The following is a 22,492-nucleotide window of genomic DNA, read 5'->3' as shown; positions in this document are numbered from 1 at the left end:
CTTCGGCATTGCGCCGAAACGGCCTGCGGCTCAGATCATGTCGTGCTTGGTGAGCCAGTTCATCAGCGGCCAGCCGCAGAAGACCGGCAACCAGCAGGTCAGTACGCGGTAGAGCAGCACCGCCGGCACGCCGATCGCGGCGGGCACACCGAAGGCGGCCAGACCGCCGATCAGCGCCGCCTCCACCGCGCCCACGCCACCGGGTGTGGGCGCGGCCGAGGCCAGCGTGCCGCCGATCATCGTCACGACCGTCACGGTCACGAATGTCGTTGCGCCACCGAAGGCTTCGATGGCGGCCCACAGCGCGCCCGCCGCGCCGAGCGTGGTGGTCGCGCAGCCGCCGACGATCATCAGCAGCCGTTTCGGTTCACGTGCCAGCGTCCGCAGTTCCGCGACTACCTCCGCCAGCTGCGGCCGCACCTCGTTGCGCAGCCAGCGCCGCACCGTCGGGACGAACATGGCCGCGCCGACCGCACCCAGCAGACCACCGGCCAGCAGGTACAGCACGGTCGCACTCGGCACGAAATGTTCCAGGTTCGCCGAGACACCGGCCGCCACACTGAAGATGATCAGCAGCGCCACGTGCGTGATCACCTGTACCGCCTGGTTCAGCGCCACCGCCGCGGTCGCCTTCACCGTGCCCAGGCCGCTCTTCTGCAGGAATCGCACACTCAGCGCCAGCCCGCCGACCCCGGCGGGTGTGGTGGTCGCGGCGAAGGTGTTGGCGACCTGCATGCCGAGCAGCTTGCGGAAATTCACCGACGTCCCGGCGCACCCCCACAGCGCCATCGCCGCGCCCACGTAGGTGGCGGCCGAAATCGTCAGCCCCAGCAGCGCCCACCACCAGTTCGCCGTGCGCAGTTCGGTGAAGAAGGTCGGCACCTGGCTGATGAACGGGTAGGCCACGTACACCAGCGCGATGAGCAGCACCAACTGCACTATCTGATTGCGCGAGTACCGGGTGATCCGCGCGGCCTCGATCCGATCCTTACCGGTCTGCTGAAGTACTTGAGCGCGGATGGTTTTCATCAGTTCGCCGCCGGCGGGCACCGATTTGCGGACCTGCGCGCCGATCCCGTTCTTGGTGAGCCGTCGGGACGCGTCGAGCACCGCCTGTTCCCCCAGCACGTGAATGGCGGTCGCCACCACGGTTTGCGCCCCGAACAGCGAGCTCGTGGTGAGCAGCAACTGCGCGATATCGGCGGAGAAGCGGGAGTCGAAGGCGCCGAATTCCGCGGCCATGAAGCCACCGAACAGCACCCGTCCCTCGGCGATGCGGATTTCCTCGACCCGCAGATCGCCGTGGGTGATCTGGGCCCGATGCATGTTCTGCAGCGACCGCCAGACGTTGGTCAGCACCACCTCGCTGTCGGTGGCGGCCAGCTGCCGGCCCCGGGGCGCGGTGTGCGCGTACAAGGTCCAGCCGCGGCTCAGGGCGGCCACCGTCAGCGGTTTGTTGCTGGCCAGGCCCAGGTCGCCGAGCGCTATACCCATCAGTGCGCGGTGTTCGACCGCGCGGCGCATCGAGGCGAAGGCGGGGGTGCGTTCACTGCTGCGGAAGGTCAGCCAGCGCCGTACCTGCCGCAACATTCCCCAGCTGCGCTGATTCTGTCCGTACATCTCCACGACCAGCTGGCGATGCGGTCCGGTGTCGGCGCTCAGCAGCAGTGGTCCCGGACCGGCCGGGCGCAGCACGGTGAAGCCGGTGACGGTGTATCCGCGTCCGGCCAGTACTCGCACGGCGGCCTCGAGCGGCACCTCCAACGCGGGGGTGCCGACGACCAGCACGATCACCGCGCCGACGAACCAGCCCACGACCAGCCCGAACATCGCCCGCGAGGGCACCACCAGACTGACGAACAGATGCAGCGGTACGAACGCGATCAGCAACGCCCACCACAAGCGACGCCACGAGACCGGCAGCCACGGGCTGGCCACGGTCAAGCCGGCGGCCAGCATCGCGATCCAGCGCGGATCGTCGAGAAATTGCGACAGGAAGGTGTCGAGCTGACGTGGCACCGCCAGGTGCCACTGCGGCGCCGAGATCCCGGATTCGGTGATCGACAGCGCCAGCACCGCGATCAGACCCGCCGCCACGTAGCCGCTGAGCAGTTTCCACTGCAGCCGGAGGACCAGTCGCACCAGGATCGCGAAGGGCAACGCCAGAATCGCGATGCCGTAGAGCAGGTAGACCAGGTTGGACTGTTCGGGCGTGAGGAAGCCGACGATATCGGAGACCGATCGCTCCAGGGCCTCCCAGCGCGGCCGGGTGACGAGCGATCCGGCGACTACCACCGCCACCAGCAGGGCGGACAGCACCACGCGAATGATGTCGCTGGTCCGCCTGATCCGCGGCTGCAGCAGACTGCCGGAGACGGGGATCTCCCGCCCGTCTACTCGCATGTCGTATCGAAACTTTCGGATCGAGGGAGCTGCGTCGGTCCCAGGGTCGGCTCGGGTGTGAGTATGCAGGAGGCCCTCCGAGCACCCGTCGGCAACACGCCGTTCCCCGGGTTCGCGCAGGTGGGCGTCCGCGTACTCCACACGAGCCGATCGGACTCGGGCGGATGCTCCGCGTCCGGATCTCCGTTCGCTCGCGCCGGGACCACCGCGCGAGCGCCCGGGTCTTCGCGGACCGGCAGGGCGCAGCGTCACCCGGGCGGTCCCGGACTGACCGTGACGGGCTCGGGTGCGTCGGTGTCGCCGACGCTGAAGACGCCGCCGGTCATGGTGCCGGTATCGAGTTCGGCGATCGCGGCCGCGACCAGTTCGGTCGGCACCAGCGCGGGAAAGGAATTGGGGGCGACGGCATTCGCGCGGACCCCGAATTCGGCGAATTCCGCGGCGATATGCCTGGTCAGATGGTCGAGCGCGGCCTTGGTCGCGGAGTAGACGGCCTGTCCGCCGGAATAGACCCGGGATCCCGACAAGCTCGAGACGTTGACGATATTGCGATTACGCACCCGATTCTCGTCCCCGCGATGCAACCAGCAGCGTTGCGCGAGCCGCGTCGCCAGTCGCAGCGGCACCTCGACGTTCATCGCGAACTGCGGCGCGAGCGCGTTCAAGGCGGTGTCGCCGTCGACCAGCCCGTTCGGCTGTAGATCCAGATGCGCCGCATTGTTGACCAGCAGATCGACCGCGCCGAACTTCGCCAGTGCCAGATCCACCACGCGCTCGGCCTCGCCCTCGCGGGTCAGATCGGCGCGCACGACGAAGATGCGGGAGTCGTTCTCCGGAACCGGCTGCCACGGCTCCAGCGGATCGATGAACCATTCCTCCTGCGAGGGCGCGGCCGGAACCCGATTGCGGCAGACCGCCACGATGTCGTAGTTCCGGTAGTACGCGCGGCAGAACGCGTCGCCCAAACGCCCACCCGCCCCGGTGAGCAGGCACACTCGACGGGCGTCACCAGTTGACAATGCGATCCCCTCCCCAGCGGCTCGCCGCCTGCTCCTTCGGCCGATGCAACCACATCACCACACTGTTGCGGGCCGCGATGTTCGCACCGAGGAAGGTGTGCCAGGACCGCGGCGTGCATTCGAACACGACCATCGAATTGTCCAGGGGCGGAACCACCACCGTCGGCGCCGGGTCCGCGGTGCCGACATCGGCGAACAGTCCCGTCTCGCCGCCGTCGCCCGGCTGCCATTCGCCGTTGCCGAGATAGAACAGCACCGCGACCGCGCGCACCATCTCGCGGGCCGGCACCCCCGCGGGCCGGGCGCCGGACTTCAGATCGATGTCCTCCGCCGGCAGACCGACCGCCTCCGGACCCGGTTCCGCACCCGGGAACCAGGCCGGGGTGAGGTCGTGGTGCGGCCAGCCGCGCGGACTCCCCGGCGGATGATGGTGCAGGGAGCCCTCCACATCGCCGCTGGCCGAGACGCCCGCGACCCGTTCGATCAGGTCGTGCCAGGCGCGCGACAGGAAGACCTCGAGCGGGCCGTTGCGCATCCCGGTCAGGCTCGCCCCGGAGGCGCCGTATCCCGCGGCGACCGGACCGAACAGATCCGGGCGCTCGGTGCGCACCCGGTCGAATTCGGCCGCGAGCCGCTGATAGAACTCGGCGACGAAGACGTCACGAACGTAGACGTGGGGGAAGGGGCGGGTGCGGCGAATCCATCGCCGATGTGCCAGCAGATCGATGAACCAGCGCGGCAACGGCGCCTCGGACAACATACAAGCTCCCTCCCGGACTACCCCGCCGATCTTATTGCCTTCCCGGTACCGCGCCGAGTTCGTCCCGGTTTGTGCAACCATCACCCGGTGGTGCGCGACGTCCGGGTCTGTTTCGTGGGGGATTCTCTGGTTGCGGGACTGGGAGATCCGCAGTGCCTCGGCTGGGCCGGCCGCCTCGCCGGCCGCGCGACAGCGGCCGGAATACCGCTTACCTATTACAACCTCGGGGTGCGACGCCAGACCTCCTCCGATATCGCCGCCCGCTGGGAAGCCGAATGCGGGCAGCGATTATCCGGCGAGGTCGACGCGCGAGTCGTCTTCTCCTTCGGCGTCAACGACACGCTCTGGGAGAACGAGGCGATCCGGGTGCCGGCCGAGGAGTCCGCGGCCAATCTCCGCCGTATGCTGCGCCGCTGCGCCGAACTCGACTGGACCGTCCTGGTGGTCGCGCCGCCGCCCTGTATCGACGACGAACAGAACACGCGCACAATCGAATTGGATGATCGATTCACCGACATGTGCGCCCGCGAACACGTTCAGTACCTTCGCGTTCACCAACCGCTGCGCCACAACGACATCTGGATGCGCGAACTGCGCAACGGCGACGGCTACCATCCCGGCGCGCCGGGTTACGAGCAGCTGGCCGCGATGATCGGCCCGCACTGGCTGCAATGGCTGACCGAACCCCGCACTCGCCTCCCGACGGTGAGCTGATTCGCGGATTTCTCCGCACCGATTAGTTAGCGTTGATCGTCGGAGTCTTCATGGTTCGAACGCATCGGCCGACCGGGCCGGTGACAGGTTGGGAGAGGAGCAGGTCAATCATGGGGAAGATCGTTGTCGCCGAATTCGTTTCGCTGGACGGATTCATCCAGGATCCACTGTGGACCGCACCGTTCTGGTGCGACGGCATCGCGAACTACAAATCCGGTGAGCTGGAGGCGGTCGACGCCTTGCTGCTGGGTCGCACCACGTATCAGATGTTCGCCGCGTCCTGGCCGGACCACCCGGAGGAGGGTGCGTACAAGGACAAGATGAACAGCATGCCCAAGTATGTGGCGACCGATTCGCTGCGCGATCTGGAGTGGAACGCTCAGCGCATCGAGGGCGATCTCGCCGCCGGCATCGCGAAACTGCGGACCGAGCAGAACCTGCTCGTCTTCGGCAGCGCCTCGCTGGTGAAGTACCTGCGCGAACACGAACTGGTCGACGAGTACCGCCTGGTCGTCTACCCCGTCCTGCTGGGCAGCGGGCTGCGGCTGTTCGAGGCCGTCGAGCCCGAAGCCACCCTCGCCCTCGCCGACTCCGAGGTGCTCGACAACGGCGTCGTCCTGACCACCTACCGGGTCACCGCCAATTCGGTGGTGCGACCGAGCTTCGGCTGACCGGTCCGCGATTCACTCGCGGTGGCGGACGATATTCAGCACGTTGCCGTCCGGAGCGCGAACCAGGAACCGGCGAACTCCCCACGGTTCGGTGGTCAGCGGATGGACGATCTCGTAGCCCAGCCGCCGCGCCTCCGCATAGGCCGCGTCGACGTCGTCGACCAGCACCGATGCGACGGAGTCGGCGGGCGCGGCCGCGTCCCGGGTGACGAGCTGGATGTTGGCGCCGCTGTCCGGCGAGGTGTATCGGGCCACCCAGCCCATATTGAATTCCTCGGTGCTCAGACCGAGGAAATCGGTGTAGAAGCCGTGGGCGGCCTCGATATCGGCCACTCGAAGATTGGTGATGATGCGATGGGTGCGCATGCGGTCCTCCTGTCCGCCGGGCGGTAATGCTAGTCCGATGTCGGGGTGGTGCGGCCCATGATCTCCAGGACCGCCATGGCCGCGTTGTGGCCGCCGATCCCGCTCACTCCACCGCCGCGGACCGCGCCGGCGCCGCACAGGAAGATGTTGCGATGGTCCGTGCGGACGCCCCAGCGAGCGGCGGGTGAGGCATCGTCGTCGGTGCGATACGGAAAATCCAAGTCGCCGTGGAAGATATGGCCGCGCGGCAGGCCAAGTTCGGCTTCCAGTTCCAGCGGCGTTCTTGCTTCGATACACGGGTCGCCGTTCGCATCCGCGGCGAGACAGCCGGAAATCGGCTCGGCCAGTACGGAATCCAGCTCACGTAGTGTCGACGCGAGCAGCTCGTCGCGGAAGCCGTGCTCGAAAAGTGTTGCCGGCGTGTGCAAGCCGAACAGGGTCAGCGTATGCATGCCGCGTTCGGCGGCGTCGGAACTCAGAATCGACGGGTCCGTCAACGTATGGCAGTAGATCTCCGACGGCGGGGCGCTCGGGAAGCGGCCGGCGGCCGCCTCGCGATATGCCCGTTCGAGCCGGCCGTATCCCTCCGCGATATGGAACGTGCCCGAGAACGCCTCGCGCGGATCGATATCGGTGCGCAGGCGGGGAAGCCGGCGCAGCAGCATATTCACCTTGAACTGACTGCCCTCGGGCATCGCGTCGACCGGCTCGCCCATCAGCTGGGCGAGGGTTGCCGGCGCCGCGTTGACCAGGACGTGGCGGGCGTCCGCCAGACCGGATTCGTCCGACGTGTCGAACCGCACCTGCGCTGTGTCGCCGTCGGTATCGATACCGGTCACCGTGCAGGATGTGCGCAGGTGCGCGCCTGCCTGCCGGGCCGCATCGGCGAGGGCATCGGTGAGTGCGCCCATACCGCCCACCGGAACGTTCCACTCGCCGGTCCCGTTGCCGATCACGTGGTAGAGGAAGCAGCGATTCTGCCGCAGCTCCGGATCGTGCGCGTGCGTGAACGTGCCGATCAGCGCATCGGTGAAGACCACCCCGCGCACCGTGTCGTCGCGGAATCGCGCCTCGACGGTTTCACCGAGCGGCCGCTCGAACAGCATCTCCCAGGTATCCGGATCATCGAGCGTCCGCTGTAGTTCGGCACGGGTGGGCAGCGGCCGCAGCATCGTAGGGAAGATCCGCTGCGCGGCCCGCGCGGTCGCCGCGTAGAACTGTTGCCATGCTGCGAAATCCGCATCGGATCCGGTGACCCGGCGGAAGCTCTCGCGAGTTCGTCCGGCATCGGCGGTATCGATGAGCAGTCCGGTGTCGCCGACCGGCGTGTACGAGGAGATCCGCCGCTCGCGGGTTCGGAACCGCAGCTCCAGATCCCGGACGATCCGATCGGGAAGCAGGCTCACCAGATACGAATAGCGCGACAGGCGCGCATCGACCCCGGCGAACACCCGTTCCGAGACCGCCGCGCCACCGGTGTGGTCCTGCCGCTCGAGCACCAGCACCGACAGTCCGGCGCGCGCCAGATACGCCGCGGCCACCAGCCCGTTGTGCCCGCCGCCGACGATGACGACGTCATAGGAGTCGCGCATCAGCCCTGGATATCACGAATCCGCGCGACCCGCGTCCGATCCGCCGGGTGTCGCGGACTTGCGAACCAGCAGATATCCGTGCGGACACCGCTCGTCGGGTTCCGGCGGGCGAACCATCCGGACCACCGGGACGAACCCGTGCGGCCGCAACATCTCCGCCAGCGCCTCGGGCGACCACCGCACCACCGGCGCCACCTTGTGGTCGTAGGGTTGCCGGTCGGCGCCGTCGTCGGCGGCTTGAAACGCCAGCATCAGATAGCCGTCCGCGGCCAGCGCCCGCGCGAATTCCGCGAACAGATCCGGCAATTGCTCCGGCGGCATGTGAATGATGCTGTACCAGGCCACGATTGCGCCGAGACCGCCGTCGGCGACCTCCAGCTTCTCCATCGACCGGTGCTCGAATCGCAGGTGCGGATGAACCTCGCGGGCCATCCGGATCATCTCCGCCGACGCGTCGAGGCCGAAGGTGTTCAGTCCCAACGCATCCAGATGTCCGGTGATCCGGCCCGGCCCACATCCCAGATCCGCCACCGGCCCGCGGTCCTCGGCCCGCACCAACTCCGCGAACAAACCCAGCATCGCCCGATCGACCGGTGCGTTCACCATGGCATCCCGGAAGAGGCCGGTATAGAGCTCCGCCACCTCGTCGTACGCCGCCGCCACCGCCTCGGAATTCGCACTCACTCCGGCAGCCTACCGACGCCGATCCCCGGCCGGCGCATGGTTTCGGCGCGTAGGGTCGCGGCATGGCCACCTCGACGCAGCACCGGGAGGCGGACGGATGAGGACGCTCACCTCCCGCATCGTGTATCGCAATCCCTGGATCGAGGTCCGCGAGGACAGTATTCGCCGCGCCGACGGCTCCACCGGCATCTACGGCGTGGTGCACCGCGCCGCATTCGCCGTGGTGGTACCGCTGGAGGGCGATCGGCTGCATTTGGTGGAACAATTCAGATATCCACTGGGACAACGGTGTTGGGAGTTCCCGGCGGGTGCGCTGCCGGGCGGCGAGTCCGGCGACCCGGTGGAGATCGCCCGCCGGGAACTGCGCGAGGAGACCGGCCTGCGCGCCGCCGACCTGACCCACCTCGGCGTCCTCGACGCCGCCCCGGCCACACTCGCCCAGCGCGGCCACGCCTATCTGGCGACCGGCCTCACCGCGGGCGAACCCGAACGCGAACCCGAGGAACAGGACATGCGCTCGCGGTGGTTCGACCGCGACATCGTCGAACGGATGATCCACATCGGCGAAATCACCGACTCGCAGACCATCGCCGCCTACGGCCTGCTCCTGCTCCACGAGCGCCGCTGATTCGGCGTCACTCAACGCTTCCGAGCGCGGAACACACTGTCCTGCACGGTGATCGATTCGCCGCTCGAACGAGCGACGGACCGCGTCCGGGTCTCGACCAACCGGATATCCCAGCGATCCGGCGCCAATCCCGCGGCGATCTGTTCGGCGGTGACGTGCACATGGGCAGCGGAGGTGTGCGACGCCGACTCGTGGTCACCGGGGGCGTGGCCGACGATGAACAGCGTGCCGCCCGGTGCCACCGCGGCGGCCAGGCGCTCGAACAGGGCGTCGTTCGAATCGACCGGATGCACGTAGCACGCGCAGACCAGGTCGAAGCGGTCGATGTCCGCATCCCACTCCGTCAGATCCGCTGCGTGCCAATCGATCCGGCCCGCGATGTCGTGACCGGCCCGATCGGCCTTCTCCCGCCCGCGCGCGACGGCCGCCGCCGCGATGTCGACGGCGGTGACGTGCCAGCCGCGTTCGGCCAGCCAGATCGCCTCCGCCCCCTCGCCGCAGCCGGCGTCCAGGGCCGTGCCGGGCGGCAGGTCGGCGAGTTCGCCGGTGAGGTGGGGATTGGGTTCGCTCGTGGAGGCCGAACCGGCACCGTGGTAGCGCTGTTCCCAATAGTGCCGGTCGAATTCACGTCCGCCGGAGCTGTGCTCGTGATGTGCGTGCCCGCCCGTCGTGTCCCTGCCGTTCGTGTCCCTGCCGTTCATGTCGACTCCTTCGCCGGGGTGCGAGTTCACAGGCCGTGCCGCCGATCGCCGAGCACGCGCTCGGTCAGGGCGCTCTCATCGTCGGCGGAGAACCCGCGCCGGTGGCGCTCCACGGCCCGGGTCGTCTCCACCTCCACCAGGTCGGCATTGATCTGCGCGGCCGCGAACGCACCCGCGGCGGCCGCCGCACCCACCTGCGCGCTCAGGTCGGTGACATTGCCCGCCGCCCATACGCCCGGAACGTCGGTGCGGCCCATCGCGTCGGTCGCAATGTATTCGCCTGCGCCCGAAGGATGTTCGACGGGTTCGACTCCGAGTTTGCGAAGGATCTCGCTCCGCGCGACCATGCGCGGGCCGACGGTGATCACCTCGCGCGCTACCACTGTCCCATCGGCGAGCCGCACGCCGGTGATGTGGTCGCCCGCGATCTCCAGGGCCGCCACCTCCCCCGTGACGACCGCGATGCCGCGCGCGGCGAGCTTTTCCGCCGCTTCGGCGCCGGGTGCGTCCATGGTGTGGGTGAACAGGACGACATCGTCGGTCCACTGCCGGAACAGCAGTGCACCGTGAACGGACATCGGACCGTTGGCGATCACGCCGATCCCGCGGTCGCGCACCTCCCAGCCGTGGCAGTACGGACAGTGCACGACATCGCGACCCCAGCGTTCCCGCAGGCCCGCGACATCCGGGATCTCGTCGATCAATCCGGTGGTCACCAGCAGCCGGCGCGCTCGCACGGTCCGCCCGTCGGCGAGTTCGAGCAGGAATTCGCCGTCCTCGCGGATCGCGCCGGTGATCTCACCCGACACGATGTGCCCGCCGTAGCCGCGCACCTCGGTGCGGCCGCGGGCGAGCAGTTCCGCCGGCGGCATCCCCTCGCGGCCGAGCAGTCCGTGCACCCCGTCGGCCGGGGCGTTGCGGGGCGCGCCGGCGTCGACCACCGCCACCGATCGGCGGGCCCGCGCCAGCATCAACGCGCCGTTCAACCCGGCCGCCCCACCGCCGACGATCACCACGTCGTAGTTGCTGTTCAGCTCATCGGTCACCATGACCACCTCCTGGCGTCCACCGTGCCCGACAGACCGGAAAGCTGGCAAACATCTTTGCTGAAATGGCAAACTGGGGTCATGGACGACCACCTGGACCGCGCGCTCGACGCCGTGGGCCCACGGCTGCGCGCGCTGCGACACCAACGCCAGACCACGCTCGCCGACCTGTCCGCGACGACCGGCATCTCGGTGAGCACCCTGTCCCGGCTGGAATCGGGTGCCCGCAAGCCGACCCTCGAACTGCTGCTGCCACTGGCCCGCGCGCACGGCGTCACCCTCGACGAACTCGTCGACGCCCCACCGACCGGCGATCCACGCATCCATCTGCGGCCGATCACCCGGCACGGTATGACCATGCTGCCGCTGACCCGGCGCGCGGGCGGCATTCAGGCCTACAAGATGGTGATCCACCCCGAGAACCGCCGCGGTGAACCCGACCCGCAGACCCACGAGGGCTACGAGTGGCTGTACGTCCTCAACGGCCGCCTCCGCCTGATCCTCGGCGAACACGACCTGGTGCTGTCTCCCGGTGAGGCGGCCGAATTCGACACCCGGGTCCCGCACTGGTTCGGCCCGGCCGACGAGCGGTCCGTCGAATTCCTCAGCCTGTTCGGCAAACAGGGCGAGCGCGCCCATGTGCGGGCCCGCCCCGGAACCAGCGGAGCCTGACGGTCAGCGTCCGGCCATATCCAGCGCGGCCAGATGGCTGAACAGCACCGACGCTCCGATCGGATTGCCGCCGCCGGGATAGACGGTCCCGCTCACCGCGGCCATGGTGTTGCCCGCGGCGTACAACCCGGGAATCGGTGTGCCGGATTCGTTCAGCACCCGCGCGGCCGTATCGGTGCGCAGTCCGCCCTTGGTGCCCAGATCGGAGATGCCGAAGGCCGCGGCATGGAAAGGTCCCTTCCGAATCGGCACCAGCGGTGACTTGCCCTCGGAGAAGGCGCGGTCGTAGGCCTCGTCGCCGCGGCCGAAATCCTCGTCGACGCCACGGTCGGCGAAGGCGTTGAACCGGTCCACGGTCTCGACCAGCGCCTGCGCCGGAATGCCGATCTTCGCGGCGAGTTCTTCCAGGGTCGCCGCACTGTGCCGCAGCCCCGCGCGCACGTACTCCTCGTGGTCGACCATCGGGACGTTGCTGGCCTGCACCGGTGGTACCGGGCCGGCACTGTCGTCGTAGATCATCCAGAACGGCAGTGTCATCGCCCCCTCGTCCAGGCGCGTGATGATGTCGCGGCCCAGCCGGTCGTAGGGCGCGGATTCGTTGACGAAACGCTGCCCCGCCCCGTCGACGAAAATGCCCCCGGTGAACCACAGCGCGAAGGCCGCGCGGCCGTCGGGATGGATCATTCCCGGCGACCACCACGCCTGATCCATCAGATCGGTATCGGCGCCGACCGCCATCCCGGCCTCGTGCGCCTTGCCCTGATTTCCCCAGGGCCCCATGGTGTCGCGGGCCTCGCCGGGGACGCCGAAGCGCCGGCGCAGGTCGTCGTTGCCTTCGAACCCGCCGGCCGCCAGCAGAACTCCCTTGCGGGCCCGGATCGCGACCCGCGTGCCCTCGCGTTCCACGATCGCGCCGACCACCGCGCCGTCCTCGGTGACCAGTTCGACGAGCGGGGTGTTCAGCTGCAACGAGACGTCGGGGAACTTCGACAGCGCGAGCAGGAACCGCCCGACCAGGGCGCGGCCGCCGATCAGATATTTCGGCTGTGGCTCGCCCAGCCGGTCGGTGCCCAGCGGGCCGCGCACGGCTGTGGCGAGGTCCCCGAGAGTCGCGGCAGGCAGCGGTGCGGGAACGATATGCCGCTTACCGTCGGTGCGAGCCTTGGGCGCCGCCCCGAAATAATCCGGCCACGGGAACATCTGGAATTCGAAACTGTCGTCGCTCTCCAGGTATTCGATCACCCGGGCGCCGTTGTGGATATAGGTCTCCTGCAGGTCGGCGGGCGTCCGATCGCCCACGACCGCGCGGAAATAGGTGAGCGCGTCCTCGAAGGTGTCGTCCACCCCGGCCCGTTGCAGCACCGGATTGCACGGAAACCACACTCCGCCACCGCCCGAATACGAGGTGGTGCCGCCGAATTTCTCGGTCGCCTCCACCACGGCCACCGAAAGTCCTTCCCGCGCTGCGGTATAGGCGCCGGCCAAACCGCCGCCCGAACCCGCGACCAGTACATCGACTTCTTCGTTCCAGTCCGTCACCGCACACTCCCAGCACTCGTCTGTGCTCACGGTAAGCGTTCGGCGCCCACGCGTCACCGAAGATCCCGATGGGCAGGAACGTCGTGGTCACAGCCGCCGATCCGTGCCACCGCGATACAACCGGCGGTTGTGGCGGAGTGCGTGTCGGTTGTTTGCGCGGCACCCGGACCGATTGCTTCGATCACCTCGATGACGAATCGTTCGCTGGGCACCTCGTTCACCCGGCTCTGGACCGCCTACGCGGTGAGCACCTTCGGCACCTGCCTGGCCCTGGATGCCTTACCGCTGATCGCGATACGCGTGCTGCACGCCGAACCGGGTGCGGTCTCCGCCTTGACCGCCGCCGGATTGGCGGTCGGCGTGGTGCTCGCCGTCCCGCTCGGTCCCTGGGTCGAGTACCGCCCGAAGCGTCCGGTGATGGTCGCGACGGATCTGCTGCGGTTCGCTGCCATGCTGAGTATTCCGGTCGCCTTCGCCTGCGGCGTGCTCGGTTACGCGCAACTGCTGATCGTCTCCGTCGTGATGGCCGCGGCCGATATCGCCTTCCGCGCGGCCAGCGGCGCCTACCTGAAAAATATTGTCCCGCAAGAGGATCTGCTCGTCGCCAACGGCAGATTCGAATCGACCACCTGGACCGCGACCGCATTGGGACCGCCGCTGGGCGGCACCGCGATCGGGCTGTTCGGCCCGGTCACGACCGTCCTCGCGGATGCGTGCAGCTATCTGCTGTCCGCCGCGGCGCTCGGCTCGATCCGCGCCGCCGAACCGCAGCCGGATCGCGGGAGGGTCGCGCGCACCCGCGCCGCCGATCTGTTCGCCGGCTGGCGCTATCTCCTCACATATCCGGTGCTGCGACCGCTGTTCCTCAACTCGGTCGCGGTGAACGGGCTGATCATGGCGACCGCGCCGGTCGTGGCCGTGCTGATGCTCGGCAGCCTCGGCTTTCCCGCCTGGCAGTACGGGCTGGCGTTCGGAATCCCCTGCCTGGCGGGCCTGGTCGGCTCCCGGCTGTCGCCCCGACTGGTGCGGCGGTACGGGGAACGCCGGATCGTGCTGGTCGCGGGCAGTCTGCGCGCCTGCTGGCCGATCGGATTGGCGGGTATCACCGCGGGTCTCGGGGGCCTGATGCTGGTGATCGTCGTCGAGGCCGGCCTCATCGCGAGCATCGGGATCTTCAATCCGGTGATGGCCACCTCCCGCCTGCGGCATACCGAATCCGGATCGGTCGCACGCGTGCTGACCGCGTGGTCGATCACCGGTAAGGCCACCACCGCGATACTCACCGCGCTCTGGGGCGTGCTGGCCCAACTCACGGGCCCGCGCACCGCACTCGCCGTGGCGGGCGTGTTGTTGCTGGCCACGCCGCTGTTGCTGTTCCGAGGCGGATACAACCACGCGGACAGGGCGGCGGAACCGTCACAGTCGCCGACGGCACCGGAGCCGCTGCGACAGGGGTGATCAGCGCTCCGAGTGATCAGCGACCCGAGTGACCAGCGACACAGTGCCGTGCCGCCCGCCGGCGCCTAAATTCGTTAATTAGCGAAATGCCGAAGGATGGTGGATGTGCGCGACAGCGGAGCGGTTCGGGTGGAAGACCTCGCCGAGCTGAACGAGGCCGAATGCGAGATGCTCGAGGAATGCAAGGCCCTGGCCAACCGGACCAGGCTCCAGATCCTGCACTGGCTCAAGGAGCCGCACGCGAATTTCGCTGAGCTGGACCGAGATTCGGCCGAACTCGGCGTCTGTGTCGGACTGATCCAGCGGCGGGCCGGAACGTCGGCCTCGACCATCTCGGCCCATCTGGCGGTACTGCAGCGCGCGGGATTCCTCATCGCCACCCGTCGCGGGCAGTGGACCTACTACCGCCGCGACGAGGCCCGCATCCGGCACTTCACCGACCGACTACACCGCGTGCTCTGATCCACGCACTCCGAATACGAAAGGCAGCGACCATGCCTACCGCGACTGTGCCCACCGCCCTGTCCATCCTCGACCTGGCGTCGGTGGCCCCCGGCGCGACCGCGCGCGAGAGCTTCGCCAACAGCGTCGCCCTCGCCCAGGCCGCCGAGCGCAGCGGATATCGGCGCGTCTGGTACGCCGAACACCACAACATGCGCTCCATCGCGTCGAGCGCCACCAGTGTGCTCATCGGCCACGTCGCCGAACACACCGAGACCATCCGGCTCGGCGCGGGCGGCATCATGCTGCCCAACCATTCCCCGCTGGTCATCGCCGAACAGTTCGGCACCCTCGAAACGCTGTTCCCCGGCCGTATCGATCTCGGCCTCGGCCGCGCGCCCGGCAGCGATCAGAAGACGATGCTCGCCCTGCGTCGCGATCCGCACTCGGCCGACTCGTTCCCGCAGGACGTCCTCGAACTGCAGGGATATCTGAGCGGGCAGTCGCGCATCCCCGGTGTGCAGGCGGTGCCGCGCGCGGAAGGCATTGTGCCGCTCTACATTCTGGGTTCGTCGCTGTTCGGCGCACAGCTCGCGGCGCATCTCGGCCTGCCGTACGCCTTCGCCTCGCACTTCGCGCCGGATGCGCTCCACCAGGCGGTCGAGGTCTATCGCGAGAAGTTCCAGGCGTCCGAGCAGCTCGCCGAACCGTATGTGATGGCCGGCATCAACGTCTTCGCCGCCGAGACCCACGACCAGGCGATCGAGCAGAAGGCCGTCTCCTACCGGGCCCGCGCCCGCATGATGATTTCTCGCGGCGCCGGCACGGCAACCTTCACCGACGAGGAGATCGACGCCTTCCTCGCCTCGCCCAACGGTGCCCAGCTGGCCTCGATGACGCGCTACACCGCCGCCGGCACTCCGGACGAAGTACGCGACCACCTCGACGAATTCGCCACCTCGATCGGCGCCGACGAGCTGATCCTCGTCCACCACGCCACCGATATCGCCGACCGGGTCCGATCCGTCGAACTGACCGCGGCCGCGATGCGCACCGAGCGAGCAGCCAACTGAAACGGCCGGGCCCGTCGCTACGGGCCCGGCCGTTACCGGCTCACCTGCGGTGACTACCGCCGCGGTCGCCTACTTCGTGGCCGTCGTGGTCGGTGCCGCCGACGTGGTGGTGGTCGGCTGCGTCGTCGTCGGCTGGGTGGTCGTCGGCTGGGTGGTGGGCGGTGCCGTGGTCTCGACCGGAGCCGCGACCTGGGTGCGTGCCGGCGGTTCGGCCGGTGCGACGGTCGTGGTCGTGGTGGCCGGGGCCGGCGTCGTGGTGGTCGGCACCGTGCCGGTGGTCGTCGGCGTCGCGGTCGTCGGCGCCGGCTGGGTGGTGGTGGCCGCGGGACTCGTCGTGGTGGCCGCCTTGGTGTCGGCCGCCTTGCTGTCCTGGACGGTCTTGTACGCCGCCTGGACGTCGGCCTGGGTCGGCTGCGACTTGGTGTCGATCTGCTGACCCGCCTGCGCCTGCTGCGCCAGGTGCGTGAGCCACGCCGCCGCGTATTCGGCCGAGCTCATCGGTTTGCCGTTCGCGGCGTCGGAGTCGCGCCAGTAATCGAAGTGGTGGCCGGTGCCGTTGGGGCCGAGGGTCAGCTGGTACGGATCACTCATGATCACGGGGATCGTGTTCTGGTTGGTGACGATCAGGCCGATGATCTCGTTGAGAACCTTCTGCGGCAGATATGCCAGCGGCGCCATCTGCTCGGTCGAAATCGACTGTGCCGGAGTGGGCGCGGGCGGATTGTCGCCCGGCTTGTAGCCCGGTTCGGACACCTTCAGCAGCACCTGCAGGAAGGTCTCGTTACTGGCCATCCAATTCGGCTGCGACGCGATGTAGGAGAAGGCGTTCATCGCGATCCGGCCGAGTGTGACCGCCACGTCCTGACCCGTCGCAGGCGTCAGCCCCTCGTTCTGCAAGTTGTCGACGTTCAATTGCCGGCCCACGTTCGCGGCCAGCTGCAGCAGCGAAATGTTCTGCGGCGCAGCGCAAGTGAGGTCGCCCTCGGAGCAGAACGAGGCAACCTTGCCGTTCAGCGCGCCGAAGTCGCCGGCCTGATCCGGCAGCGCGCCCTGCCCGGAGATCGGCTTGTCGCCGTTCTGGTAGTTCTGACCGAAGCCGTCGGGATGATTCGGATCCTTGGCGCCGGGGAAGGGGCCATCGCCCGCGGTCCGGCCGGCATCGGCCAGAATCACCACGCCCAGAACGTTTTTCGGGTCGACGACATCGTATTTGCCGTCGGCGCCGGGCTCGTCGTGACCGATGCCCATGGCCACGCGGCGCGCGACGTCGGCGCCTTCGCTGTAACCGACGATGGAGAACTTGGTGTCGGGGCACGCCTGCGCGATGTCGTGCATGACCTTCTCGGCATTGGCCACGCCGGTGTCGACGGCCTGCTCGTAGGTGCTCATGTTGGCCGGATACGCGATGTACACCGCGGCGTAGGAACCCGGATCCACCTTGTCGGCGGGTGCGTTGACCACCGGATCGACCCAGTGGCTGCTGTAGTCACCCGACAGCGCCGCGGGCAGCGCGTTGCCGTTCGCGTCGACCAGCATGGCGGTCTTGTTCGGGTCCGGGCTGTCGTTGCGACCGGCCACCGAGATGGTCACCATGTCATGACATTCGGTGACCGACGAAGTGAGCCGCGTATCGCGGGTCTCGGGCGTCGCCATCAGGCCCCACGAGGCCGCGACAATGGCCGCCACCCCCAAAACTGCTGGTCCGGCGGCCGCAGAGGCGATGCGGTGCCGTTTGATGAACTCGCGAAGAGCCATGTCCTGATCCCCAATTCGGTCCGACAAGAAAGCGGGACAGGCCCCCCGACGGGCCGTGTGTGTCACGAGAGGTGTCGGGAACCGCATGGCGAGCGTTACCAGCCGGAACAGTTCTGTGATCTGAACCGCGGCGTGTAAACGCGGAGGCCGGCCGCAGCGATAACGCGTTTTCGGCCCCACGGCGAGGACCGCCGCTTTGACGATCCGGCAAATTTCTTTGCGTCGCGGGCGGTGCGCTGGGCACGGTGAACGCGTGGACGACGGGTTCGAACCGGTAGTGGCGGCGCTGGGACCACGGCTGCGCGAACTGCGCCGCCGCAGTGGCCGGACGCTGACCGAGCTCTCTGCCGGGACAGCGATTCCGGTCAGCACCCTTTCGCGGCTCGAGTCGGGGCAGCGCAAACCCGGCCTCGAACAGTTGCTGGCACTCGCCCGGGCCTACCGGATTCCGCTGGACGAACTGGTCGGCGCCCCGGCGAGCGGTGACCCCCGGGTCTATCCACAACCGTTCACACGCGACGGCATGACCGTCATCCCGCTGACCCGCAATCCCGGTGGTCTGCAGGTATTCCGCCAGATCCTGCCCGCGGGAGGCAGCCACCGCGAACCGGCGCCGCGCTCGCACGAGGGCTATCACTGGCTGTATGTGCTGGACGGCCGGTTGCGCGTGGTGCTCGGCGATCAGGACCTGGTTCTCGGCACCGGCGAGGTCGCCGAATTCGACACCCACCTCCCGCACTGGTTCGGCAACGCCGACGCCCGCGCGGTCGAATTCCTCAGCATCCTCGGCCCCCAAGGCGAACGCTTCCACCTGCGAGCGCGATACCGCCCGAACTGAATTCGCCACACCGGGCCGCTCGTACGAATCGCTCGTACCATGGCGGCATGCCTGTGCAGCCGGTGGTGCTGGCCGGTGCCGTGATGGACCTCGCGGTCCCGGCCGGGCGTGGCATGCCGGGCGTGAGCATGGCCGGGTTCCGGGGAAGAGCCGGCGAAACGGTCGCCCTGCAGATGATCCCGTATCCGGCGCTGACGATTTTCGTCGATTTCGGTGACGCGCTGGTCGTCGACGGTGTGCGCGGTCAGCGCACGGACGGCCCCCTCGTGGTCGGCCTGCCCCGCGGCGCGCTGCGGGGTTCGGGCCGCGCCGTCGACCTGCTGCAGATCCGGCTCTCTCCCGTGGTCGCCCACACGGTGCTCGGCGCGGGTGCGGAACTGAACGGGATGGTGGTCGGGCTCGGCGAACTGTGGGGTGGGGATGCCGCGCGAATCCAGGAGCAACTGCGTGCCGCGCGGTCGTGGGATACGCGCTTCGCGATCGCGCACGCCGCACTCGCTCGGCGCCTGGCCACCGGCCCGGAGGTGGATCCGGAGGTCGAATTCGTCTGGCGCCGACTGACGCACAGCCGCGGCCGCGCCCGGATCGAACCACTGGCGGCCGAGGTCGGCTGGAGCCGTCAGCGGCTGTGGTCGCGCTTCCGTGCCCAGATCGGGATCACGCCCAAACAGAGCGCCCGGCTGGTGCGGTTCGACCACGTGGCCCATCGACTCGCCGCCGGCCACCGCCCCGCTCGGGTCGCCGCCGAAACCGGTTTCGTCGACCAGTCCCATCTCCATCGCGACATCGCCGACTTCGCGGGAATGCCCACCTCGGCCGTCGCCACCGCCCCGTGGCTCTCGGTCGACCACATAGCCTGGCCGCGCCGGCTGTCCGCTACCCGCGCGCCATATCCACGAAGCGGCTGAGGTGGAGTTGGTGGGCGACGGTGATCGTCGCGGTGGGGCCGTTTCGGTGTTTGCCGAGGATCAGGTCTGCTTCGCCGCCGCGCGGGTCGTCGCGTTCGAACGCGTCGGGGCGGTGCAGCAGGATCACCATATCGGCGTCCTGTTCCAGCGAACCGGATTCGCGGAGGTCGGAGACCATGGGGCGCTTGTCCGTTCGCTGTTCCGGCCCACGGTTCAGCTGACTGATCGCGACCACCGGAACTTCCAATTCCTTGGCCAGTAGTTTCAGGCTTCGGGAGAATTCCGAGACTTCCTGCTGGCGGGATTCGACCTTCTTACCGGAGGTCATCAGCTGCAGGTAGTCCACCACGACGAGCCGCAGATCGTGGCGCTGCTTGAGCCGGCGCGCCTTCGCCCGGATCTCCATCATGGTCAGGTTCGGCGAATCGTCGACGAACAGCGGCGCCTCACTGATCTCGCTCATCCGCCGCGCGAGCTTGGTCCAGTCGTCGTCGCTCATCCGCCCGGCACGCATATCCCCGAGCTTGATCTTCGCCTCCGCCGACAGCAGACGCATCACGATCTCGGTCTTACTCATTTCCAGCGAGAAGATCACGCTCGCCAAGCCGTGCTTGATCGAGCAACTCCGCATGAAATCCATTCCGAGGGTCGAGTTGTGCGTGGGGACCATCGAGCGCCCGGCCAGGTAGAGGTGGTCGGGATTGTCGACCTCGACGCAGCGGACCGGGACGCTGGGGATCGGCCGGATGTCGACGATGAACCGTGAGTTCGACCGCGCGGTCCCGGTCGCACCCCGACGCTGCTTGTGCAGCAGATTCTTTCGGCTCAGGCCGAATACCTCGTCGTCGGTCGCGAACGTGAGGGTGTAAGCCACCGAACTGTCCGCGGTGCGTCCGCGAACGCTCTTGCTCGATCTGTGGCATCGATATCCGAGGCTGACGATCAGTTCTTCGACATCGGAGACCAATCGTTCGTTCGTCACGGCGAATTGCACCGAACCGCCGTGGGTCACCGTGCCATCGGTGTCGAGCAGACCGGCCAGCAGCGCTCGCCGCTGTGCTTCGGAGGCTCGAAGATAGGCGGTCGGGATGTGCTTGTTCCCCAGCACACCGATGGTGCGCAGTCGTGCTTGCACCGTGCCCGTGGCATTGCGGCAGCCCTGGCACGCCCGCAGGCCCGTGGAAGGCCGGCCGCACTGCGGGCAGGTCGGCCGTGGCGAGGGGACGGACACGAATCGCGACTTGCCACCGCAGGATCGGCTGCAGGTCTTCACCTCGGAGGTGAACGGCACGAACTCGGCCCCGCACACGACGCAGTTGCGAGGAGAAATCGGATCGGGTTCGGGCAGGCGCAGGTGGTAGCGCAACGCAGCACTCGCCGACGGCACTGCGAGCAACCCCTCGTTCTCGATGCGCAGCACGATTTCCGGGTCTGCAGTTGTCAGTTGGGCGGAGGCGGCGGTGCCGTCGCCCAGCCAAGCGCCCAGGGTGTAGGGCGGAACGAGCAGGTCACGCTCCGGCAGCTGGAGGGGCGCCGCATTGGTGACCGAATGGTTGAGGCGCGCGTCCGCGGTCGCACAGCGGAGGGTTCCGGCGATATCGGCGGTGGTCCGAACCTCGGCGAATGTCCGCTGGTTCCGGTACCGGTTGTAGCCCGTCGCGGCTTGCTGCGCCGAGCGCCGTGAGGCGCGAGTCTCGGTCAGCCATTGATGTTCGGCGTCCGCGACGATCACCGTGCCGTCGGAGAATTCCACCTCATAGCAAGGGCGCTCGTGCATCGTCTCGGTGGCTGCTACGACGCGGGTGGGCCGTCCGTGTGCGTCGAGCAGTTCGTCTCCGACCGCCACCTCGCCCATGGTCGTCCAGCCGTCCGGGGTGGGTAGCGGAGTGTCCAGCGCGAGCGCCTTGCCGACGCCGGGGCGGGCCGCGACGATGATCATCTGGCCGGGGTGCAGGCCGTTGGTGACCTCGTCGAGTTCGGTGAAGCCGGTCGGTACGCCGAGGGAGATGCCGCCGCGGCTGGCGATGGAGTCGATCTCGTCCATCGTCGGCTGGAGGAGCTCCTCCAGGGGCAGGAAGTCCTCGGTGGACCGGCGTTCGGTGACCTCGTAGATCTCGGCCTGGGCGCGGTCGACGACCTCGGCGACGTCCTGGCCCTCGGAGCCGGCGTAGCCGAATTGGACGATGCGCGTGCCGGCCTCGACCAGGCGCCGCAGAATCGCCTTCTCCGCGACGATCTCGGCGTAGTAGGAGGCGTTGGCCGCCGTCGGCACGGTTTGGGTCAGGGTGACCAGATAGGGCGGGCCGCCGATGCGTTTGAGTTCGCCGCGGCGGTCCAGGGTGGCGGCGACGGTGACCGGGTCCGCGGGTTCGCCGCGGCCGTAGAGGTCGAGGATCGCGTCGTAGACGGCCTGGTGCGCGGGACGGTAGAAATCGCCGGGACGGATGACCTCGACGACGTCGGCGATGGCGTCCTTGCTGAGCAACATGCCGCCGAGAACCGACTGTTCGGCGGCCATATCGTGCGGCGGCTGCCGACCGAAATCCTCGCCGGGCTGATCGTTGTAGTCCGAGTGCCCGCGATCGTCGACGACTGCCACTCGACCGTCCTCTCTCATCGCACCCGGCCTGATCCCACCCGGCTTCGACCCTATTGATGACTTGTTGTACGCCCGGGTACCGACACGTCGGAACATGTCACACCGGCCGTCGCGGCGGCCGCCACATGATCGAGAACCTGCCCGTAGCTAACGGATTTCCCACAGTGAGAATCGCGGTGCTACGGGCGCGTGACGACGGCGCCTGGACGAACCTAAGGGACCGAGTTGGGGATCGCCAAACCGTCCTGTGGAAACAGCTGTGGATAAACTGGGCACAGTTCACCCGCTGTTGTGTAGGTCTTGTGCATCAACTGGGGATAACGCGGTATGCGCAGTAGCTATGACCAGGTGGACACGCGTTTTTTCGATTTCCCACATGTGGATTGAAATAGCGTCGGCGTGTCATCCGAGATGAACAGCCGGGCGTGTTGGGTTAACACCGCTCTCCGAAGCTATGGCGTAGATCACATTCGAGATGGTCGGTTTGGCTACTTGTCCACAAATCCCCACGAGCTGGGTAAAAAGTGCGCAGAAGCTGTCGTCGGCGGGATCCAGTGCCCACCGTCACCAACTAGCAAATCTTTCGCAACTCTATCGTGTCGGATCCGATTCCGGTCCGAAACGC

At 68.1% G+C, this 22,492-nt stretch carries 20 protein-coding genes; 9 read left to right on the top strand and 11 right to left on the bottom strand.

Annotated elements, in window-relative coordinates; translation table 11 throughout:
- Positions 1-30: 30 nt before the first annotated feature.
- From C8258_RS12185 to C8258_RS12175, 3 genes are all read right to left on the bottom strand, one after another.
- Positions 31-2,403 carry a lysylphosphatidylglycerol synthase transmembrane domain-containing protein gene (locus C8258_RS12185; protein ID WP_106955283.1) on the bottom strand — a complete coding sequence of 791 codons (2,373 nt, stop codon included), beginning with the start codon at positions 2,401-2,403 and terminating at the stop codon, positions 31-33.
- A 248-nt stretch (positions 2,404-2,651) separates the two neighbouring features.
- A complete protein-coding gene (locus C8258_RS12180) occupies positions 2,652-3,422 on the bottom strand; it encodes an SDR family NAD(P)-dependent oxidoreductase (protein ID WP_233225035.1) in 771 nt (256 codons plus the stop codon).
- On the bottom strand, positions 3,409-4,182 hold the full coding sequence (locus tag C8258_RS12175; protein WP_106955281.1) for a 2OG-Fe(II) oxygenase: 774 nt from the start codon (positions 4,180-4,182) through the stop codon (positions 3,409-3,411). The genes C8258_RS12180 and C8258_RS12175 overlap by 14 nt, the downstream gene beginning before the upstream one ends.
- 87 nt (positions 4,183-4,269) lie before the next feature.
- Between C8258_RS12175 and C8258_RS12170 the strand changes: the two genes are divergently transcribed.
- Positions 4,270-4,896: a GDSL-type esterase/lipase family protein gene (locus C8258_RS12170; RefSeq protein ID WP_106955280.1), complete on the top strand. Its 627-nt coding sequence runs from the start codon at positions 4,270-4,272 to the stop codon at positions 4,894-4,896.
- A 110-nt stretch (positions 4,897-5,006) separates the two neighbouring features.
- Positions 5,007-5,567, top strand: coding sequence for a dihydrofolate reductase family protein (locus C8258_RS12165; RefSeq protein WP_036507187.1), 561 nt, complete (start codon positions 5,007-5,009; stop codon positions 5,565-5,567).
- Positions 5,568-5,579: 12 nt separating this feature from the next.
- Here C8258_RS12165 and C8258_RS12160 read toward each other — a convergent pair whose 3' ends face one another.
- The 3 genes from C8258_RS12160 to C8258_RS12150 are packed head-to-tail and all read right to left on the bottom strand — an operon-like array spanning position 5,580 to position 8,209.
- The gene (locus C8258_RS12160; RefSeq protein WP_106955279.1) at positions 5,580-5,933 is read right to left on the bottom strand and encodes a VOC family protein; all 354 of its coding nucleotides are present in this window, start codon (positions 5,931-5,933) and stop codon (positions 5,580-5,582) included.
- Between the two features lie 29 nt (positions 5,934-5,962).
- Entirely contained in the window at positions 5,963-7,525 is a 1,563-nt protein-coding gene (locus tag C8258_RS12155; RefSeq protein WP_106955278.1) for an NAD(P)/FAD-dependent oxidoreductase, read from the bottom strand.
- A gap of 12 nt (positions 7,526-7,537) precedes the next feature.
- Positions 7,538-8,209, bottom strand: a complete 672-nt coding sequence (locus C8258_RS12150; protein ID WP_233225034.1) for a class I SAM-dependent methyltransferase — start codon at positions 8,207-8,209, stop codon at positions 7,538-7,540.
- Positions 8,210-8,306: 97 nt separating this feature from the next.
- Here C8258_RS12150 and C8258_RS12145 point away from each other — a divergent pair, with 97 nt between their 5' ends.
- Positions 8,307-8,837, top strand: coding sequence for an NUDIX hydrolase (locus tag C8258_RS12145; RefSeq protein WP_106955277.1), 531 nt, complete (start codon positions 8,307-8,309; stop codon positions 8,835-8,837).
- 11 nt (positions 8,838-8,848) lie between these two features.
- Here C8258_RS12145 and C8258_RS12140 read toward each other — a convergent pair whose 3' ends face one another.
- Entirely contained in the window at positions 8,849-9,538 is a 690-nt protein-coding gene (locus tag C8258_RS12140) for a bifunctional 2-polyprenyl-6-hydroxyphenol methylase/3-demethylubiquinol 3-O-methyltransferase UbiG (protein WP_106955371.1), read from the bottom strand.
- Between the two features lie 26 nt (positions 9,539-9,564).
- The gene (locus tag C8258_RS12135) at positions 9,565-10,587 is read right to left on the bottom strand and encodes an NAD(P)/FAD-dependent oxidoreductase (RefSeq protein ID WP_106955276.1); all 1,023 of its coding nucleotides are present in this window, start codon (positions 10,585-10,587) and stop codon (positions 9,565-9,567) included.
- A 78-nt stretch (positions 10,588-10,665) separates the two neighbouring features.
- Between C8258_RS12135 and C8258_RS12130 the strand changes: the two genes are divergently transcribed.
- Positions 10,666-11,256, top strand: a complete 591-nt coding sequence (locus tag C8258_RS12130) for a helix-turn-helix domain-containing protein (protein WP_106955275.1) — start codon at positions 10,666-10,668, stop codon at positions 11,254-11,256.
- Positions 11,257-11,259: 3 nt separating this feature from the next.
- On the opposite strand, the gene C8258_RS12125 is transcribed toward C8258_RS12130, so the two are convergent.
- Positions 11,260-12,795, bottom strand: a complete 1,536-nt coding sequence (locus tag C8258_RS12125; RefSeq protein WP_106955274.1) for an FAD-binding protein — start codon at positions 12,793-12,795, stop codon at positions 11,260-11,262.
- Between the two features lie 189 nt (positions 12,796-12,984).
- On the opposite strand from C8258_RS12125, the gene C8258_RS12120 reads away from it, so the two are divergent.
- From C8258_RS12120 to C8258_RS12110, 3 genes are all read left to right on the top strand, one after another.
- A complete protein-coding gene (locus tag C8258_RS12120; RefSeq protein ID WP_106955273.1) occupies positions 12,985-14,253 on the top strand; it encodes an MFS transporter in 1,269 nt (422 codons plus the stop codon).
- Between the two features lie 105 nt (positions 14,254-14,358).
- Complete coding sequence (locus C8258_RS12115) at positions 14,359-14,715, top strand: helix-turn-helix transcriptional regulator (protein ID WP_233225033.1); 357 nt, start codon at positions 14,359-14,361, stop codon at positions 14,713-14,715.
- Positions 14,716-14,747: 32 nt separating this feature from the next.
- Complete coding sequence (locus C8258_RS12110) at positions 14,748-15,767, top strand: LLM class flavin-dependent oxidoreductase (RefSeq protein WP_106955272.1); 1,020 nt, start codon at positions 14,748-14,750, stop codon at positions 15,765-15,767.
- 69 nt (positions 15,768-15,836) lie between these two features.
- On the opposite strand, the gene C8258_RS12105 is transcribed toward C8258_RS12110, so the two are convergent.
- Complete coding sequence (locus tag C8258_RS12105; RefSeq protein WP_106955271.1) at positions 15,837-17,522, bottom strand: cutinase family protein; 1,686 nt, start codon at positions 17,520-17,522, stop codon at positions 15,837-15,839.
- A 253-nt stretch (positions 17,523-17,775) separates the two neighbouring features.
- On the opposite strand from C8258_RS12105, the gene C8258_RS12100 reads away from it, so the two are divergent.
- Both C8258_RS12100 and C8258_RS12095 read left to right on the top strand, forming a co-directional pair.
- On the top strand, positions 17,776-18,360 hold the full coding sequence (locus C8258_RS12100; protein WP_106955270.1) for a helix-turn-helix domain-containing protein: 585 nt from the start codon (positions 17,776-17,778) through the stop codon (positions 18,358-18,360).
- 47 nt (positions 18,361-18,407) lie between these two features.
- The gene (locus C8258_RS12095) at positions 18,408-19,268 is read left to right on the top strand and encodes a helix-turn-helix domain-containing protein (protein ID WP_233225032.1); all 861 of its coding nucleotides are present in this window, start codon (positions 18,408-18,410) and stop codon (positions 19,266-19,268) included.
- Here C8258_RS12095 and dnaB read toward each other — a convergent pair.
- A complete protein-coding gene (dnaB, locus tag C8258_RS12090) occupies positions 19,237-21,867 on the bottom strand; it encodes a replicative DNA helicase (protein ID WP_199195680.1) in 2,631 nt (876 codons plus the stop codon). The two genes, C8258_RS12095 and dnaB, sit on opposite strands and share 32 nt — an antisense overlap.
- Positions 21,868-22,492 lie beyond the last annotated feature (625 nt).

Source organism: Nocardia sp. MDA0666 (assembly GCF_003023875.1).
GTDB classification, from domain to species: domain Bacteria; phylum Actinomycetota; class Actinomycetes; order Mycobacteriales; family Mycobacteriaceae; genus Nocardia; species Nocardia aobensis.
Note: the sequence above shows the minus strand (reverse complement) of the source record. Positions and strands in the feature narration are given on the sequence as shown.

Bases quoted from the DNA above. Each gene is read 5' to 3' on its own strand.
- C8258_RS12185 (WP_106955283.1), bottom strand. From the start codon at position 2,403: ATGCGAGTAGACGGGCGGGAGATCCCCGTCTCCGGCAGTCTGCTGCAG.
- C8258_RS12175 (WP_106955281.1), bottom strand. From the start codon at position 4,182: ATGTTGTCCGAGGCGCCGTTGCCGCGCTGGTTCATCGATCTGCTGGCA.
- C8258_RS12165 (WP_036507187.1), top strand. From the start codon at position 5,007: ATGGGGAAGATCGTTGTCGCCGAATTCGTTTCGCTGGACGGATTCATC.
- C8258_RS12160 (WP_106955279.1), bottom strand. From the start codon at position 5,933: ATGCGCACCCATCGCATCATCACCAATCTTCGAGTGGCCGATATCGAG.
- C8258_RS12155 (WP_106955278.1), bottom strand. From the start codon at position 7,525: ATGCGCGACTCCTATGACGTCGTCATCGTCGGCGGCGGGCACAACGGG.
- C8258_RS12145 (WP_106955277.1), top strand. From the start codon at position 8,307: ATGAGGACGCTCACCTCCCGCATCGTGTATCGCAATCCCTGGATCGAG.
- C8258_RS12140 (WP_106955371.1), bottom strand. From the start codon at position 9,538: ATGAACGGCAGGGACACGAACGGCAGGGACACGACGGGCGGGCACGCA.
- C8258_RS12135 (WP_106955276.1), bottom strand. From the start codon at position 10,587: ATGGTGACCGATGAGCTGAACAGCAACTACGACGTGGTGATCGTCGGC.
- C8258_RS12130 (WP_106955275.1), top strand. From the start codon at position 10,666: ATGGACGACCACCTGGACCGCGCGCTCGACGCCGTGGGCCCACGGCTG.
- C8258_RS12120 (WP_106955273.1), top strand. From the start codon at position 12,985: ATGACGAATCGTTCGCTGGGCACCTCGTTCACCCGGCTCTGGACCGCC.
- C8258_RS12110 (WP_106955272.1), top strand. From the start codon at position 14,748: ATGCCTACCGCGACTGTGCCCACCGCCCTGTCCATCCTCGACCTGGCG.
- C8258_RS12105 (WP_106955271.1), bottom strand. From the start codon at position 17,522: ATGGCTCTTCGCGAGTTCATCAAACGGCACCGCATCGCCTCTGCGGCC.
- C8258_RS12095 (WP_233225032.1), top strand. From the start codon at position 18,408: ATGCCTGTGCAGCCGGTGGTGCTGGCCGGTGCCGTGATGGACCTCGCG.